This window comes from Lacrimispora algidixylanolytica (assembly GCF_003609635.1).
Classification (GTDB): Bacteria; Bacillota; Clostridia; order Lachnospirales; family Lachnospiraceae; genus Lacrimispora; species Lacrimispora algidixylanolytica.
The window spans coordinates 109,478-127,152 of the sequence record NZ_MCIA01000016.1; the positions used below are offsets into that span (position 1 = coordinate 109,478).

At 40.1% G+C, this 17,675-nt stretch carries 13 protein-coding genes and 1 pseudogene; 4 read left to right on the forward strand and 10 right to left on the reverse strand.

Going from position 1 to position 17,675, the window contains the following annotated elements:
* Positions 1–279: 279 nt before the first annotated feature.
* The 3 genes from metA to BET01_RS11310 are packed head-to-tail and all read right to left on the reverse strand — an operon-like array spanning position 280 to position 3,955.
* Positions 280–1,212 carry a homoserine O-acetyltransferase MetA gene (gene metA, locus BET01_RS11300; RefSeq protein WP_120196920.1) on the reverse strand — a complete coding sequence of 311 codons (933 nt, stop codon included), beginning with the start codon at positions 1,210–1,212 and terminating at the stop codon, positions 280–282.
* Between the two features lie 3 nt (positions 1,213–1,215).
* Complete coding sequence (gene ligA / locus BET01_RS11305) at positions 1,216–3,177, reverse strand: NAD-dependent DNA ligase LigA (RefSeq protein ID WP_120196922.1); 1,962 nt, start codon at positions 3,175–3,177, stop codon at positions 1,216–1,218.
* Positions 3,158–3,955, reverse strand: coding sequence for a pseudouridine synthase (locus tag BET01_RS11310; RefSeq protein ID WP_120196924.1), 798 nt, complete (start codon positions 3,953–3,955; stop codon positions 3,158–3,160). Before BET01_RS11310 ends, ligA begins: the two co-directional genes overlap by 20 nt.
* Positions 3,956–4,165: 210 nt before the next feature.
* Between BET01_RS11310 and BET01_RS11315 the strand changes: the two genes are divergently transcribed.
* Positions 4,166–4,564 (forward strand): bacteriohemerythrin, encoded by a 399-nt coding sequence (locus BET01_RS11315; RefSeq protein ID WP_120196926.1) that lies wholly within the window; start codon positions 4,166–4,168, stop codon positions 4,562–4,564.
* A gap of 83 nt (positions 4,565–4,647) precedes the next feature.
* Here the strand turns inward: BET01_RS11315 and BET01_RS11320 are convergent, their stop codons facing one another.
* From BET01_RS11320 to BET01_RS11345, 6 genes and pseudogenes are all read right to left on the reverse strand, one after another.
* Positions 4,648–5,814, reverse strand: coding sequence for a YibE/F family protein (locus BET01_RS11320; RefSeq protein WP_120196928.1), 1,167 nt, complete (start codon positions 5,812–5,814; stop codon positions 4,648–4,650).
* A gap of 11 nt (positions 5,815–5,825) precedes the next feature.
* Positions 5,826–7,334: a purple acid phosphatase family protein gene (locus tag BET01_RS11325; RefSeq protein ID WP_120196929.1), complete on the reverse strand. Its 1,509-nt coding sequence runs from the start codon at positions 7,332–7,334 to the stop codon at positions 5,826–5,828.
* Positions 7,335–7,562: 228 nt separating this feature from the next.
* Entirely contained in the window at positions 7,563–7,790 is a 228-nt protein-coding gene (locus tag BET01_RS11330) for a hypothetical protein (RefSeq protein WP_120196931.1), read from the reverse strand.
* A gap of 65 nt (positions 7,791–7,855) precedes the next feature.
* Positions 7,856–8,590: pseudogene (locus BET01_RS11335) on the reverse strand (nucleoside recognition domain-containing protein); the annotation flags it as partial.
* A gap of 48 nt (positions 8,591–8,638) precedes the next feature.
* Positions 8,639–10,027 carry a PTS transporter subunit EIIC gene (locus BET01_RS11340; RefSeq protein ID WP_120196935.1) on the reverse strand — a complete coding sequence of 463 codons (1,389 nt, stop codon included), beginning with the start codon at positions 10,025–10,027 and terminating at the stop codon, positions 8,639–8,641.
* A gap of 12 nt (positions 10,028–10,039) precedes the next feature.
* Positions 10,040–12,625, reverse strand: coding sequence for a glycosyl hydrolase (locus tag BET01_RS11345; protein ID WP_120196936.1), 2,586 nt, complete (start codon positions 12,623–12,625; stop codon positions 10,040–10,042).
* A gap of 267 nt (positions 12,626–12,892) precedes the next feature.
* Here BET01_RS11345 and BET01_RS11350 point away from each other — a divergent pair, with 267 nt between their 5' ends.
* Positions 12,893–13,873, forward strand: a complete 981-nt coding sequence (locus BET01_RS11350) for an AraC family transcriptional regulator (RefSeq protein ID WP_120196938.1) — start codon at positions 12,893–12,895, stop codon at positions 13,871–13,873.
* A gap of 53 nt (positions 13,874–13,926) precedes the next feature.
* Here BET01_RS11350 and BET01_RS11355 read toward each other — a convergent pair whose 3' ends face one another.
* The gene (locus tag BET01_RS11355; RefSeq protein ID WP_120196946.1) at positions 13,927–15,546 is read right to left on the reverse strand and encodes a recombinase family protein; all 1,620 of its coding nucleotides are present in this window, start codon (positions 15,544–15,546) and stop codon (positions 13,927–13,929) included.
* Positions 15,547–16,045: 499 nt separating this feature from the next.
* Between BET01_RS11355 and BET01_RS11360 the strand changes: the two genes are divergently transcribed.
* Positions 16,046–16,684, forward strand: coding sequence for a glycoside hydrolase family 11 protein (locus BET01_RS11360; RefSeq protein ID WP_120196940.1), 639 nt, complete (start codon positions 16,046–16,048; stop codon positions 16,682–16,684).
* Between the two features lie 163 nt (positions 16,685–16,847).
* A partial coding sequence (locus tag BET01_RS11365) for a formylglycine-generating enzyme family protein (RefSeq protein ID WP_120196941.1) occupies positions 16,848–17,675 on the forward strand: 828 nt, incomplete at its 3' end.

Here is a 17,675-nt window from a genome sequence, read left to right on the forward strand (position 1 = left end):
AATATTGTACATATATAAGTTTGAAGCTATGAAGGGAATGTATTACATTTGTCTTTTCAGGCACTAAAATAAGCCCATATGCTCATATTTTTTTATACAAGCATATGGACAATTCTAATGTCCAAATTTCTATTATTATACAAGTCTTTTGGAGTGTATTTTATACCTCAATTTGTCTTAAATCGTATCCCAATCTTTCACTAGAACATTAAATTTCGCAATACTTTACGATAGCTTGGCCCATTCTGTGTTTAACTTGAGAAAACGCAAAAACTCCCACTAAATCTGATAATCCGCATCTTCATCCTCAAGATCAAACGGTGTAACCTGATATACATAATAATTCAACCAATTGGCATACAACGTATTCGCCGCATTTCTCCAGTTAAGCATAGGAACCGTATTAGGATCATCATTTTCATAATAATTACAAGGTATCTCCGGATCCAGGCCTTTATCCAAATCCCTATGATACTCCCCATCTAACGTCATCCGATCATACTCCGGATGTCCCTGAACAAAGATCTGTTTCCCATCTTTATTCATAACGAGAAACAGTCCTGCCTCCTTAGATTCCGCAAGAATCTTAAGTCCTGGATTCTTTTCAATATCCGCTTTCCGAAACTCTGTATATCTGGAATGGGGTGCCATAATATAATCATCCATGCTTCGAACCAAAGGAACCTTCCGGTCCAGGACCTTGTGATTATAAATACCAGATAACTTACTATCTATTTTATATTTATTAATCCCATAATGATAATAAAGTCCAGCCTGGGCGCCCCAGCAGATGTGGAGAGTGCTAGTTACATGGGTCTTGCTCCATTCCATGATGTGCACTAGCTCATCCCAGTAATTCACCTCTTCAAATTCCATATGCTCCACGGGAGCACCCGTAATGATCATACCATCGAACTTTTTATTCTTCACTTCTTCAAAGTAGTTATAAAACTTATTCAAATGACTGGCAGAGGTATTCTTTGAGGTATGGCTCTCTAGCATCAAAAAGGAACAATCCACCTGGAGGGGTGTATTGGACAGAGCGCGCAGAAGCTGAGTTTCCGTATCTTCCTTAATAGGCATAAGGTTTACAATCAGAATCTCAAGGGGACGTATGTCCTGGCTTGAGGCACGATCCTCGTCCATGGTAAATATGTTCTCTTTTTCCAATACGGCTTTTGCTGGCAAATCCCTTTGTACTTTAATCGGCATATTTTATTCCTCCAGTAATCTTATGAAATCTTCCTCCGAAATAATGGGCACTCCCAGTTCCTTCGCCTTTTTATTTTTAGAGGAATTGGACGTAGTATCATTGTTTATTAAATAAGTGGTGTTTGAAGTGACAGAACCGGTAGCCTTACCGCCTTGAGCCTCAATGGCCTCCCCAAGTGCTTTCCGGTTTTCAAAATGCTCCACAGAGCCTGTGATAACAAATACCATGCCCTCCAGCTTTTTACTGACCTCTGTCTTTGCCTCCTGCTTCATGGTAAGTTCCATAAGCAGACGGTCCACCATCTCGTTGTTCTTCTCCTGACTGAAATAATTCATCCATGCATCTGCCAATACCTTACCAATTCCAGATACTGAAATCAACTTCTCTTCCCCTGCATTTCGCATCGCACTAAAATCAAACTGAAATTCCTTGCAGAGCATCTTAGCATTGGATAGACCGATACCAGAGATTCCAAGTCCATAGATTAACCTTGGTAGTGTGGTATTGGAAGCAATTTTAACAGCCTTGATTAAATTATCATATGATTTTCTTCCAAAGCCCTCCATCTGGGTAATGGATTCCTCATACTGCTCCAAATGAAATATATCAGCGAACTCCCGGATGTATCCGGCTCCGATGAATTTCTCAAGAGTGGCTTCCGAAAGACCTTCAATATTCAATGCGTCACGGCTTACAAACAGAGAAAAGCTCTTAATTCGCTTGGCCTGGCAGTCTGGATTGGTGCAATATAAGCTTTTTACATCGTTGACTCTTCGTATCTCAGTCTCACCACTGCACACGGGACATTCCTCAGGAATTATTATGGTACCGCTTCTTGTGAGATTATCTGCAATCTGAGGAATGATCATATTCGCCTTATATACGGTAATTTGATCCCCCTCACCTAATTGCAAAGCCTCCATAATGCTTAGATTGTGGACGCTGGCGCGGCTTACGGTGGTTCCCTCTAATTCCACTGGCTCAAAGATGGCCACGGGGTTAATGAGACCAGTTCTTGACGGGCTCCATAATATCTTAGTCAGCTTTGTTTCCGCGATCTCATCGGCCCATTTAAAGGCGATGGCAGAACGGGGAAACTTGGCGGTGCGTCCGAGAGACTCGCCGTAGGCGATATCATCATATAACAATACTAAACCATCAGACGGTATATCGTAGCTGGATACCTTGTTTGCAAATTCTTCAACAGCATCTGGCAAAGTATCTTTTGTTACCATTTTATAATCTACTACACCAAATCCTTGTTTCTTTAACCATTCAAACTGAGCCTGTCTGGAGTTATTAAAATCAACGCCTTCTGCAGATACCAATGTGAATGCTTTAAAATTCACATTTCTCTTTGCAGTGATCTCATTATTTAACTGTCTAACAGAACCGCTGCATAGGTTTCTGGGGTTTTTGTATTTGGCGGCTACATCTTCTATTTGTTCATTGATCCGGTTAAAATCCGAATATTTGATGATTGCTTCGCCTCTTAATACAAGCTCTCCCTGGTGAGATATATTTAAGGGGAGGTTGGAAAATACTTTGGCGTTATTGGTAATGACTTCTCCAATCTCACCGTTTCCTCTTGTGATTGCTTTTTGAAGGGTTCCGTGATTGTAGTTAAGAACAACGGTTAATCCGTCAAGCTTCCATGAGAGAACTCCCTCCTGGCTTCCTAGCCAATCGGCCAGCGTTTCCCCACTTTTTGTCTTGTCAAGGGAAAGCATGGGGCTGTCATGTGCTTCCTTTGGTAGCTCGCTTAGTACCTTAAATCCTACGTTCTGGGTCGGACTCTTGGATAGAATCACTCCCGTCTCCTTTTCAAGGTCCAAAAGCTCATCGTAAAGCTTGTCGTAATCGAAATTGCTCATGATCTCACGGCTCTCCTGATAATAAGCTTTACCCGCTTCATTCAAGATCTGGATGAGTTCTTTCATTTTGTTACTTTTTACGTCGTCCATCAGATAACTCCTTTTTTTGATCTTTATTAGAAAGACTGGTTGAGTCCTTTACGGCCTCCTTCATCTGATGGTATTCTTTCTTTGAAAGTTCTCTGTAAGCACCTGACTTTAAATCTCCTAACTCGATGTTCATGATACGCATTCGCTTCAAAAGCCGTACCTCAAAATTAAGTTCCTCGCACATTCGGCGAATCTGACGGTTTAGGCCCTGAGTTAAAATAATTCTAAATGCTTTTTCACCGGTCTTAGCAACAAAGCAGGGCTTTGTGGTTACATCCAATTCCGTTAAGTGAACTCCCTTTTTCATTTTCCGGATAAACTCGTCGGTTACAGGACGATTTACCTTTACAAGGTATTCCTTTTCATGAGCATTTCCGCTGCGCATTATTTTATTCACTAGGTCTCCCTGGTTTGTCATAAGAATCAGACCTTCGGATTCCTTATCTAGGCGTCCAACGGGATAAACACGTACCGGATAATCTAACATATCTACGATATTTGGTGCACGATCCTTATTAGAGGTGGTGCACACGATGCCTTTGGGCTTATAGACTGCCAGCAAAACCTGCTTTTCCTTGTGGCCTTCCTTTTTTCCAGTTGTAATGATCTCACGGCCTTTGACCGATACGGACTGACCTGGTAAAACTTTTTGACCTGCAGTTACGGCTTGTCCATTGATCCGCACCTTTCCAAACTCTATGAGACGGTCCGCCTCTCTTCGAGAACAGACCCCTGCTTCACTTAAAAATTTATTCAGACGGATTCCCTCTGCTTCCATAATAATTCTCCCTTACTATATACTAAATAAAAATTATAGCATTGCTGAGAGGGTACGTCAATTTTATCCGCTTCTTTTGGGCTTAGGTTTTACCTATAGCAAGGAAAACATCGATAACAGTTTCTATTTTTAGTTTTATCCATTGATTTTTCCATATAATGGGTATATAATTAATAAAGATAAAATTAATACAATCAGGAGGAAATAGTCATGCCATGGACACCAAATTTATCCGTTGGAATCTCTATGATCGACGATCAGCATAAGATGTGGTTTCAAAAAGCGGAGGCCCTTTTTGAAGCAGGTAAGAATAATCGGGCGAAAGAATACGTAGGAGAGCTTCTGGATTTTCTTGATGATTATACCAAAAAGCATTTTGCTGATGAAGAAAAATATATGCTGAGCATCCAGTATCCAGGATACCAGGAACAAAAAGCGGCTCACACTGCCTTTATAACACAGCTTAATAAGATAAAGAGCGACTATAACTCTTCAGGTGGAAATCTGCTTGTGATTCTTAATGCCAATCAGATGATCTTAGACTGGCTTACCAAGCATATCTCCAATATGGACAAGAAGATTGGGGAATTTGCCAAAAAGGCTCATTAATACAACGAAAAAGAACTGCCACTTCTAATAGTATCATCTGTGGACAGTTCTTTTTTTTGCTGAATTTTCAGCTTTTTAGAATTCTATTTACTCTCAGTCAGATATTCTGTAAGGGTGGCAGAAACGTCCGGTATTTCTGCCCTTCTTCCTGCTGCTACAAAAGATGCAATGAGAGAGACAATGGGAACCGTTAAAATAATTCCCATACTTCCGGATATTCCCTGCATGATTTCAATCACTATGCTGCTGGAATTGACAATCTGAAGATATGGCAGTTCGTAAGCATAGGTTAAAAGCAATGTACTTGCACTGCTTCCTACGAAAGCCAGAATCAGGGTATTGACCATAGTCCCCATGGCATCCCGTCCTACATTCATTCCCGAACGGAACAATCCTTTTCGGTCAAGTTCAGGCATCTGTTCATGTATTTCAAATACGGTGGAGGATATTGCCATCGCCACATCCATTACCGCTCCCAGAGCAGAGATTAAAAGACCAGAAAACAATAATTCCCCAACCTGGATTCCCCTGATGTTTTGAAGCACCAGCAAAGACTCGATTTCCGGTGTATTATAACCATTTAAGTAAGCTGCCTTCCCAAACAGAAACGCCGATATTCCTGCAATTACCACTCCACCAACAGTTCCAATAACGGCACAGAATGTTTTTCCGGACCATCCTCCCAAAAGATACATGGTTACAAAGGTCGTAACAGCCGCAACCACTATGGCTGCCAGAAAGGGCGAATATCCCTTATAAATCATGGGAAGATAAAGCCAGATGATACACACAAAGGTAAATATCAGACCAATGCAAGTCAACACCCCTTTTTTTCCTCCAATGAGGCACACGACCCCAAAGAATATAACTAGGAACCCAAGAACCACCCACTCCCGGTCTACACTATATACTGTATGCAAAGAAATATCCCCGGAAATGCTCTGTATGATGATTACCTTCATTCCAGGCCGGCAGGCCGCCCCGAACAAATAGCCATTGTTGCTGGTGGCTTCTGCTGTCTGTCCTTTTTTCGGACCTGTCAGAAGTTCAATGAAAACGGTTTGCTGCCCGACACGATTTCCATCCTCTTGTACATTGTCCTTAAGGACCTTTATTATTTTTGCCCGTTCAAACGTTCTCCCCTGTGTAGACACAAGACTTGCTATATCCACCTGGTTGAATTGAATCAAAAACAAGGTAAAGGCAGCTATGATAACAGCAAATACCGCCCATTGGATTTTCTTTTCCATAGTTTCATTTCCTATCTTCTTGAAGTACTGGTCTTTTTTAAGGTAAAGGTCTGATCTATGTTCTGAATACGTCCACCTGCAATCTCGTAAGTGTCTATGGTAAAGGTATTCTGATTGACACGGATAACCGAATACGTTGGATTCCAGTTCTGATTCCTCACTGCAATATAATCCTGTTTCGTAGGGATCAGCTCATAAAACTTGCTGCCAGTTGAGGAATTGGCTTCCATATATAGCGTTCCATCTGCATTTGTTACACTACCGGACATGGTATTTGCTATGGTATAGCTATTATTTTCCTTCTGATAGTCCGTATTGCTGTAAGGAAATACATTGCCTGCCGGATCCTTTACATTATCCCAGTCATAAAAATCGTACTTGGTATGAGTCTTTGAATCTGACTTTAAGAGGTAGCTTCGGGAATAAGTATGATCATGCCCCTGAAAAACCACATCTACGTCATATTTATCCATTAGCGGCGTAAGCTGAGTCCTCAGTACGATACCGTCAGAATCTGAGTGATCCAGACCGCTTCCATAAATATCCTGATGTATCATAACGAATCTCCATGAGGTATTTGGATAAGCGGCTACTGCCTGTTTTATTACCTGCTCATGCTCCGCACAGTTATAATTATTTGTATTTAAAATTACATACAAAGCTGGACCGTATTTATAGAAATAGTCTCCACCCGCTGATGTCTTCCCAAGCTGAGTGTCATTTGGGTTATTAAAATGGTAACTATAGCTTTCATTGGTTGAGTCGTGATTGCCGATGGTAGTTGCTACCGGCAGCGACTTCATCCAGTCTGCGCCTAAAAATCCGGCATACTCCACTTCGTTTCCTGCACTTCTGCCTTCCACATTTTTATTGATCTGATCTCCTGCTGATAGTACAAAGCTCACATCCGGATTGGCCCCCATCGCGATATTTAACGTTTTATTCCAGCTAAAGGAATCATTCCTCGCTGCCGAATTCAGGGCAGATGAATTCTCAAGCTTATCTCCTTTGGAGGTTGTCTGACCTTTAGATGCGCCGATCTGGGGATCTCCTACGTAAAGCATGGTATAGCTATTGAAGCTATGAGTCTTAAAGGAACAGGTCTGGCTTTGCACTCCATTTTTATAATAACGGTAATAATAAGTCGTATTCTCTGTTAATGGACTGACTGTCACTTTATTGCTAATGTACCCGTCAATTGCCTGGCTTAAGGCACCCTCAAATGTTACAGACTTTGCCATATCCTGGCTTGTAGAAAGCTCAATTTTTGGCGTTGCTGCTCCGTCTGCCTTTGAATACCATGCAAAATTCATCTTAGATTCATCGGCCCCGGGAGTCAATGCAATCTTCTCGTAATCCGTACTTACCTGACCATCCCACTTCTGTACCCAGCTTTCCCAGTCTTTATCTGCTGTGGAATCCGCAAAATGCTGAGTAGCTGCAAAAGCATATCCACCTGCCAGCGTCAGCGTCAGGGCAGCCGTGACAGCCACTGTTGCATACCTCTTTTTAACCCTCATTCCTCATTCCTCCTGTTAATAAAATATTTAATGTCTCATTTTTTACTAAATTGTGGAAGCGCTTCACTCTTAACAAGAATAGATCTAATTATTCTCTGATTCAAGTGGCTTTTCAAAACCTTTACAAACTATATCTATAATTTACAATGCAGGAACAAGCACGAACAAAAAGAGAGTGCCCTTTTTCCTTAGAGGGCACTCTCTCTTCTCCATAGAGGTTACTGTTATTCATGTGAACTTATACCTTACTTCACAGCCATTAGAGATGCGGTTACAGATATTTACCACCCGCTCCATGACAGCGGGTGTTTTTTCGTTTTCCATTTTGATCTGCATTTCTTTTAAATCTTTTGAAATCTTAATTTTTTGCACTCCGTCTACCTTTGAGATCTCCGTTTCCATGTTCCTGGCTTTCTTCTGGTCTGACAGGGCGCAAACGTGGTAACTCCGGTTCACGCTTCTCCCTCCTTTCCACTAATGATTCTACCCTAATTGTAGACAAATGGGAGAAGTTTTAAACATCAAAGGAAGGCCCGGCAAACGGTAGTGAAGAGAAAACATACGATGAAACCGGTTATCGTAGGTACAAACCAGGATACCAAGGTCCATTTTACACTCTGGGTTTCTTTTCGTATGGTCAGGCAGGTGGTAGAACAGGGCCAGTGCATCAATGAGAAAAGAAGGGTGCTCACAGCGGTGACCCAGGTCCAGCCATTGTTCACCAGAAGCTCTTTTAATACAGATAGATCATCAATCTCCAAAAGCTTTCCTTCTGCCATATATGCCATGATAATAATAGGCACTACGATTTCATTGGCAGGGAATCCAAGAATAAATGCCAGAAGAATCACTCCATCAAGTCCTATGGCTCTTGCAAACGGATCCAGGAAACCAGAGCAAAGGGAAAGTATGGTGGCATCCCCTATGGTTAGATTCGCCATAAGCCAGATAACCATACCAGCCGGTGCCGCTACAACCACAGCGCGACCAAGCACGAACAGAGTCCGATCAAATATGGAACGAACGATGACTTTGCCAATCTGTGGCCTTCTGTAAGGAGGCAGCTCCAGGGTAAAGGAAGAAGGAATTCCCTTTAATATGGTAGCAGACAACAGTTTTGATATCACAAGCGTCATAACAATCCCAATTACTATGACGCTTGAAAGAATTGCGGCAGATAGTACAGAGGAATATAAGCCGGTGGCACCCCCGATAAAGAACATGGTAATGATTGCAATCATGGTTGGGAATGCGCCACCAACGAAAGGGCAAGAAAATGCTTCTCTCTTCTATCTATTGTACGCCTAAAATTCTTCTAACCTTTTTCGATCCTTCTTTAATAAAATAAACGTAAGTATAAAACCTATGATTAATCCTACTGCCATAGATAACAGCAACCCATAAAATCCCGCATCAAGTCCTTCTGGGTTAAGATAAGTAGGTATTGCAATTACGCCAGATCCACCCATAGCGTATTTCGTTGTCCCAAAGAGCCCTGATAGAGCACCACCAATACTTCCTGCAATAATGGAAGCAATCATAGGTGTTTTTAGGGGGATTAAATATCCATAAAGAGTCGGTTCACTAATCCCCAATATACAGGTAACCCCTGCAGTGACGGCTCCTGATTTTTTAGTTTTATTCTTTAACAACACTGCTGCTGCCAGTACGGCTCCTGCCATTGCCATCTGGTTTGCTGCTAAAAGACCCATAACAGGTTCCTGTTGGAGCGTAACTAAATTATTAATAAAAATCGGAATAAATGCCCAATGCAAGCCAAACATAACTAGTACAATCCATGGGCCTCCAATTAACAGACCGGCAATCACGGGATTAAAAGAGTATGCTCCTAATACCACTTTTGAAAGAAAACTGCTCAAAAGAATCGTCACAGGCCCAACAATCCAGAAGGTTAATGGTACTATGAATAAGAGAACAAGAAGCGGTACAGCAAAAAATGAAATCACCTCAGGCATTATTTTTTTAAGTAATTTTTCCAACTTAGAACCCAAATAAACTGCAATGATCACAGGAAATACTGTAGAGGTATAATTACTTAACTTTAAAGGAATTGAAAACAGGGAATTAATCGTGCCGTCTGCTGCTGCCAAAATAAAGGTGGGATAAATGAGACAGGCCCCTACTGCCATTCCTAAATACTGCTTCATACCAAATTGTACTGCTGCGGAAGCACCTAAAAATATAGGAAAAAAGTAAAAGATAACATTTGAAATTCCATATAACAACAGGTAGGTACTGTCCGTTTTTGTCAGCCAGCCGCTAACGATGCAAACTGCTAATATACCTTGCAGCACACCACATGCGGACAATACACCTAAAGTAGGTGTGAAAACACCAGAGATGGTACGGCTGAACATATCAAACAAGGTCTCTTTCTTTTTAACTGAATCTTTTTCCTGCGAACTATCATTATTAGAAGCCACCTCGGTTCCTAACATAGGAACTAATTCGTCATAAACCTTAGCTACACTATTTCCAATTACTACTTGAAATTGTCCCCCTTGTTCAATGAGTGAAATGACACCGTTCATTTTTTTAACTGCTTCCCTGTCGGCCTTTTTATCATCCCTCAATGTAAAGCGTAACCTTGTCATGCAGTGAATCACATTAGCTACGTTCTCTTTTCCACCAACTTTTTCCAGTACTTCATTTGCTAATTTTTTGTTATCCATCCTGGCTCCTCCTTACTGTACACGATAGCTTTTAATTGTTATACTGCCATTTATCCCAATTGGCTCAATTATCATGAACTGGGATAAAAAATCATACCGTTCTCTTACTAAAGTAGTGGATACTTCCATACGGAACTGGTTTTTTCCATTCTTTATTGCCTTCGTCATATCAAATTCATAAGGGGGACAAATTTTTTCTCCTATGAATTCGTCATTGACCCAGAGCTTTACTCCCTCAGCTACCCCCTCTAATTTTAGTCTCACTTGTTCCGCTTTTAAGACGTCTGCATTGACTTCATATCTTATAAAACCGGCAAAATTTTCATATCCTTCAATTTCCTGTATGGGTTTTAATTGCTCTAATGTTTTGATATCCTTAAAGTCGCTAAAATCCGGATAACAGGCAAAAGAAATTTCATAGGGCCCCGGTAGCGATTGTTCCGCAACTAGCTCTAACTCCCTAGACGGTTTTTTATCCTCATAAGAATGAGGATATATGAGTACCCTGGACTCATAGGGTGAAAGGTTTATATCCAGTGGTTGGTTACTTTCTATAAGACAGTTTTCCATTGCATCATAGATCAAACAATCTCCTTCACTAGGAAGCGTAACTTTTGTGTGAACCGAATTGTAAGGATGCTCATTGACAAAGAAATAAATATCTCCATCTTTATGCTCATAATGATAATACCTTAAATAAGGCTCATAAGAATCAACAAGGACTTCTGGGAGACCATCTTGTTTAATTGTGCTTGCCAATTGCGTTTCCGATACTATTTTAAGATATTGGGAATTTCTTAACTTTTCAATTACTGCCATTGCATTCTTTCCATCACTGGTTCTGACAGGAAGCTCATTCAACCAATAGAGGGGAATCTTATGTTCTGTGAATTCCAATAGTTTAATTAAGAAATCTGATGGCAAAGCTTCGGCATAGGGGATAACCAATCCTTTAAAGGTTTCCTGATTGATAATCACTCCTCTTTCAGTCGCCTGGGCAGCCAATAAACAGTCAATGGGAAGAATATCAAAATCAATCTGGTTTCTGGTTAGTTCTCTGGCTGGCTTTTGCAACAGCATATAATCTCCTGACCATTCTGCCTCTCCATGATATATAATTCCCATAGGTGCTCTGTGAACTCCCCCGTTGAACAGGTGGCTTAGCCGGTTGGTATAATTCATCAACATACGAAAGCCACTAAACTGAGGATCTCTTCCATGAGCATAGAAATGGGGCGGACAATCTGCATCCGGATATTCCTTTGGATCAAACGCATGTGGCACAAAGTAGTTCACTCCTCTTACTAGCATGTAATCAATGATCCATTTCATTAACTTGTTGCCCTCTGCCCACCCATAGGCTCCAAACACTTCACACATGGTTCGGCCTTGCATTTTAGGGTTTTGGTGCCCTAGAGACGAACCTAGTTTGCCTAATGCATAATGAAAGAATTCTCCGTCCCACCCCTCTTTTGTCTTTGATTTAAACATCCCATTATCCATGCCTGGAAGCAATTGATGCAATACCACATCAATTCCTGCCATATCCTGATGTGCCATAGCGCGGAAGAAATGTCCGGCACCATAACCCAGACGGGAATGCGCATTATTATCCTCTATGGTATGTCCGATATATTCAATTCCATGGCTTGTACACCATTTTGAAATTCTCTTATTAAAATGTTCTGAGTACAGCTTACTCACCAGATCCATATATTCGTAGCGTATCTGGTGACCTGTTTCTCCTCCATCAATAAATAATAAAGGCAGATATTTTCCACACTCTTCTCCCCGTTTTTTGCTTATCAATTCATCTAAATCGTCCCGCCAGGGAAGGTCCATATCCACCCTGCCAATGGATCCGTTAGCACCGTGCATATTTCCAAAACGTGGTTCGTCTGAGAAAAATCCTGCTATGGTCTTTCCAAACTCATCCTTATACTTTTCATAATGGGCCTCATATACCGTATGAATCAGAACATCCGTTGCCTCTGGAACAATGGGATTTAAATAACCTTCTGTCTCCTTTTCCCCTCCTGCATAAGTAGAGATCACAATCATGACACTCCACTCCCCCTCTTGAAGATCAAAGGTAACCACCTTATCATCTACAACCTGGGCAGTAATATCAACTAAGGTCTCTGGGTCTACTTTCTCATACCCTGTTTTCTTTCCCAAAACTACAGCTATCAGCTCGTCCTGAGCCGTACGGTATGCATAACGTATTATAGCCTGAGCATGTGGTACCGGACCAAAAAAGTCCAAAACTTTACAGGTCAAAAACTTTTTTTGTAAATGAGGATAATTATTTTTCACTTCACCGTTTGCAAAACCGGTTGGAAAATGGGAGTCATCCAGAATCCACATTTTCATTTCTCTTTTTTTTGCCTCTTCCATTAGGATATCTATATCTCTCCACCACGTTGCCTTTAGAAAATCAGGATGAGGTCTTGCTTCAATGCAAAATGCTTTGATTCCAGATTCCTCAATTTTTTGAACCGTTTCCCTGAGGACATTCTCTTCTTCTCCGTGCAGCCACAGAAATGGGAGTATATAATTTCCTGTGTTACCGTCTAAAGCGTCGTTTAACCTTATCATCTATACTTCCATCCTTTTTCTATGATTTTTATTTCTATGATTTTATATTAACACTATGGTTAAGGTGCCACAATATCGTAACTCTAGATGTTAAGTGACCAAACTTCAGATGGATTACATTCCCGCCACCTTCGAAGTTCAGTCCGTTTTACAGATGAAACACTGACTAAAAAATAGGATTGACACCGACACGTAAGTTTGTTAAATTGTTGATATCATTTTGTAGCTAAATTGTCGCTTTAATCAACAGACAGAAGGGAGTTATTAATGAATACCCAAAGCCTATCCATTCTTCTTTCCACCCTTACACAACATGAATTAGATTATAAAGAGGGGAATATATATGATTTTTCCAAAAATGCACTCTTTAGCAAAATCGGAAATGAGAACATCTATCGGCTGGAAGGTTACCATGAAGGAGAGTCCTTCGTCGTAAAGAAGAACTCTCGTTTTCAAAAAGTCCCTCCCCATGTACACAGTTTTGTTGAAATTAATTATATGTTTTCCGGAAGCTGCGAACAGATCATAAACGGCAAAACCCTGACTCTTTTAGAAGGAGAAATTATCCTAATCGACTGCGAAACAGTACATGCAATTGGGTATACCAATGAAAATGATATTATGATCAGCTTGTTAATTCACAAAGGTTATCTTAACAATACTTTTTTAAACCGTCTAAGCAACGACAGCATTATCTCACGTTTTTTTATCAATGCCATGAATCGGAAGACCAATCATAACAACTACATTATGTTTCATTCAGCAAATAGCAGGCGCCTGCCTCTTTTTATGAACGAATTACTATGCGAGTATTACAGCCCCTCTTTGAATTTTTCTGAAATCCTGAATAATTTATTTATCCTGGTTATTTCAGAACTGGTTAATATATTTGGACATGAGATGAATCAGAAGTTGGACACCCCCTCCCAATTTTCCATTATACCTGTGTTAAAATATATAGAAACGAATTATAAAAACAGTACTCTAAACAGTACTGCACTTTTTTTTAATATTAATCCCAATTATTTAACTACCCTGCTAAAGCAGCATACAGGGTATCCCTATAAAGAGTTAATATTGTGCCAAAAAATGAAAGCGACCCAAAAGCTTTTAATCAACACAGATATGTCAATAAAAGAAATTGCTCATGCAGTAGGCTACGATAACTTGACCTTCTTTTATAAGAAATTTAAAGAACATTTTCACTGCCTGCCAAAAGAGTACCGCGACCAAAAGCCATCTTTCTAGACTTTTGCCTTTTATACTTGCTTGCCATTATGGGAATACACTTTTAGCAGTTGTTAACTATTCATATAAACATGCAGCTTCTTTCCATCCCATACAATCTTTTTAACCAATAATTTAACCAAAGTCCGTTTGTCTTCCATGGACAAGATGCTAGAACTTTCTTTGAGATTCCATAACGCCATAGAGAACTGGTTGATTTTAAGTTCTCTCTTTTCTTTGTCGCCTTTATTCTCTTTAAGGAGGTCTTTTTCTTCCTTTAAAGAAGTAATTTCAACGTCAAGATCCCTGATTCTTTCATTTACCCGCCTGATAAAAGCAGCTCCTAACTCTTCGTGAGACAGTGTATGAATGAGATTGTCAATTTCACCAGTGGATTTTTTAATCTTATCTTCTAAGATTGCAGAGAAATTTTTAGATACCTGCCTTTGAAACTCACGTTTTAGTTTTTCAAGAAGTGGTAAGATACCAGCATTTTCATTCATATATTGGATTAATGATTCATAAATCATTTCGTCCGCCTGTTGACCATTGATATTCTGACAGTTACACAGTTCTAGGCCACCACGCAGCTTGCTGTTGCAGATATAATCATAGAACAGACTTCCACTTTTCCCGCTTCGCTGCTTTGCAAACATACGGTTGTTGCATTTATCACAATAGATCATGCCAGAAAGCATAGAGTAGCCATTATGCATGAGAGCCGGTTTCTTTCCCGTGGGAATGTTATCCCTTAGAATGTCTTGTAACTCCACCCATCTCTTACCGGATATACGACCTTTATGCTTTCCCATAGCAACAATCCATTTATCCATATCCTGCCTTGGAGCACTCTTTTTTCTATAATCTCGTTTGTTGTATGCCAACAATGCATACTTATAAGAACAATCAGACTTCTCAAAACAAACGTCCGACTGATGTCTTGTAAAATACTCCCAAGCGTCTTCATCAGCAATGCAATAAACGGGATTTTGCAAAATCTCTTTTATCCCTGGAAGAGAGAACATATTTCCATTTCTCGTCTTAATTCCCTGTTTGATTAAATACTTACTAACACCAGAAACACTGCGAAGCTCTAAAAACTTTTCATGGATACAATCCACCACCTTCAATTCATCGGGATTGTCCTTTAGTTTACAGGCGATCTTTAATTTTCCGTCTATGACGACCTCTTGTATCTTTTCTGACGTATACCCCATAGGAGTAGTCCCACCTAACCAGCGTCCAGTACGTGCAAGCAACAGCATATTGTCTCGAACTCGCTCTGCTATGGTCTCCCGTTCTAGTTGAGCAAATACAGAAGCTATGTACATCATTGCCTTTCCCATTGGCTTTGAAGTGTCAAACTCTTCCCTGATGCAGACAAAGGAAATATTGTGATGGTTTAATTCTTCAATGAGAGAAGAAAAATCGCTTACATTACGGCTGATACGGTCCAAGCGATAGCAGACTATGTACTGGGGTTTCATTTGTTTGATATCACGGAGCATCTGCTGAAACTGTGGCCTGTTTGTATTTTTGGCAGAAAAACCTTCATCTTCGTAAATATTTATTTCTGCCTTACTATCTTTTAAAAGCTTATCCGAAATATAACTTTTACACATCTCAACCTGATTTTCTACACTTTCTCCCTTACCGGTATAGACGGATTTCCGGCTATAAATAAAAATCCTCAAAATCTGATCACCATCCTTTCTTTTCACCCATATGTAGATACTCAAAATTCGATGATATGTCCCACAATAAAACCAAAATAGAACAAGCGAAGAGACACATCAAAAGTAAAATAAAAATAACCAAAAAAAATTTTTTTTGTTTCGTAAGGCTTTAAAACTATTGGTAACATTAACTAAAAAAAATTTTTTTTTATACAAACCATTTACAAATATGCCCAGTACTGATAATATGTGCGTAATAGAAATATTTCTTTTTTATTGCGCTTAAATTCAGACTAATCTCTAAACTTCTTTGTTTTGTTAGACTAATTCTTGGTCAAACTTGAAATCCACAATCATTTTATTGGTCACATTATAAGATATATTAAATGGAACTATGCTTTGCCATTACCAGTAAAATGGCTGACCAAACTAGGAAAGGAGGGTATCACTTCGTAATATTTATATCGTATGTAGGTAAGTATTAGTATCATGTTTTTTTAAACAGGAGGGGTATCATATGAACAAAGTAAGTAAAAAGGTCTTATCATTTCTATTTATATTTGCGATGGGTTTTTCAAGTATCTTTGCAGGCACTACATATGCAGCTACTGATTATTGGCAGGACTATACCGATGGAGGCGGAACCGTAAATATGGTTAATGGCTCCGGTGGTAATTTCAGTGTAAACTGGACAAACTGCGGTAACTTTGTAGTTGGTAAAGGTTGGACTTACGGGTCTCCTAGCAGAGTCGTAAATTATAACGCAGGTTCTTTTGCTCCATCTGGAAACAGTTATCTGACCTTCTACGGCTGGACAAGAAATTCTTTGATTGAGTATTATGTAGTTGATAGTTGGGGTTCCTACAGACCAACCGGTACCTATAAAGGAACCGTAAACAGTGACGGAGCCAACTACGATATCTACACAACCATGCGTTACAATGCTCCCTCTATTGATGGGTACCAGACATTTCCACAGTACTGGAGTGTTAGACAGTCCAAAAAACAAACCGGAAGCAATGCTCAGATTAATTTTGCAAACCACGCAAATGCATGGAAAAACAAAGGTATGAATTTAGGTAATTCCTGGTCTTATCAGGCTCTTTGCGTAGAAGGCTATCAGAGTAGCGGTTCCGCAAATGTAACAGTTTGGTAATTTGTTATAAGCACCTGATAGAAGGTGTAATTATCTAATTAACACTGTACTTACCTACATACTATTTGAATATTGCAGTTTTATAATTTCCATAATATTTATTATTAGAACTATATATTATATATTTACAGGCAGCCAAAAAGATACAGAGAGGATTATAACTATGGGGAAAAAACTGATCTTGCTTTTGATTATGGTAGCCGTATTTTCCTGCGGTTGTTCGAAAGTTGAACAGGAAAATCTCGTGTTGGTCACAGGCAATGGGACTGCAGGGACGGCGCCAAAAGAACAGGGACAGGCCAAGGCAATCTCCGACTTCTACATAGGCAAATATGAGGTAACCCAGAAGGAATGGACTGATGTCATGGGCAATAACCCTTCTGGCTTTCCAGGTGATGATCTCCCAGTTGAAATGGTGAGCTGGTATGATTCCATTGAGTATTGCAATAAGAGAAGCGAAAAAGAAGGATTGGCGCCATATTACTCCATAGATAAGAGCAAAAAAGATCCTGACAATAAAAGCGAATTCGATAATATTAAATGGGTTGTATCTGTAAATGATGGAGCAGATGGCTATCGCCTGCCAACAGAAGCAGAATGGGAATATGCTGCAAGTGGAGGTTTAGAGAGCAAAAACTATACCTTCAGCGGCAGCAACGATGAAGAAGAGACCACATGGTATTTTAGAAATTCCGGGAATGAATTTATATCCGGTGATTGGGTATGGTCCCGCATAGAAAGCAATCGGAATAAGACTCACTCTGTGGGATTGAAGAAGCCCAATGAGCTTGGTTTATACGATATGTCTGGAAATGTCCGGGAATGGTGCTATAACTGGTATCAGGACCTTGCTATCGAAAATGGAACTTACCGTGTCTGGAAAGGCGGAGGTTGGGTTGGGGATAAAACCAGCTGCCAGATATCTTATCGCGGCAAGTTTGAAGCAAATGGCAAGGGAGCTGATATGGGGCTTCGTGTGTGCCGAGATAAA

Excerpts from the sequence above, each read along its gene's own strand:
- metA (WP_120196920.1), bottom strand. The coding sequence starts at position 1,212 with ATGCCGATTAAAGTACAAAGGGATTTGCCAGCAAAAGCCGTATTGGAA.
- ligA (WP_120196922.1), bottom strand. The coding sequence starts at position 3,177 with ATGGACGACGTAAAAAGTAACAAAATGAAAGAACTCATCCAGATCTTG.
- BET01_RS11310 (WP_120196924.1), bottom strand. The coding sequence starts at position 3,955 with ATGGAAGCAGAGGGAATCCGTCTGAATAAATTTTTAAGTGAAGCAGGG.
- BET01_RS11315 (WP_120196926.1), top strand. The coding sequence starts at position 4,166 with ATGCCATGGACACCAAATTTATCCGTTGGAATCTCTATGATCGACGAT.
- BET01_RS11320 (WP_120196928.1), bottom strand. The coding sequence starts at position 5,814 with ATGGAAAAGAAAATCCAATGGGCGGTATTTGCTGTTATCATAGCTGCC.
- BET01_RS11325 (WP_120196929.1), bottom strand. The coding sequence starts at position 7,334 with ATGAGGGTTAAAAAGAGGTATGCAACAGTGGCTGTCACGGCTGCCCTG.
- BET01_RS11340 (WP_120196935.1), bottom strand. The coding sequence starts at position 10,027 with ATGGATAACAAAAAATTAGCAAATGAAGTACTGGAAAAAGTTGGTGGA.
- BET01_RS11345 (WP_120196936.1), bottom strand. The coding sequence starts at position 12,625 with ATGATAAGGTTAAACGACGCTTTAGACGGTAACACAGGAAATTATATA.
- BET01_RS11350 (WP_120196938.1), top strand. The coding sequence starts at position 12,893 with ATGAATACCCAAAGCCTATCCATTCTTCTTTCCACCCTTACACAACAT.
- BET01_RS11360 (WP_120196940.1), top strand. The coding sequence starts at position 16,046 with ATGAACAAAGTAAGTAAAAAGGTCTTATCATTTCTATTTATATTTGCG.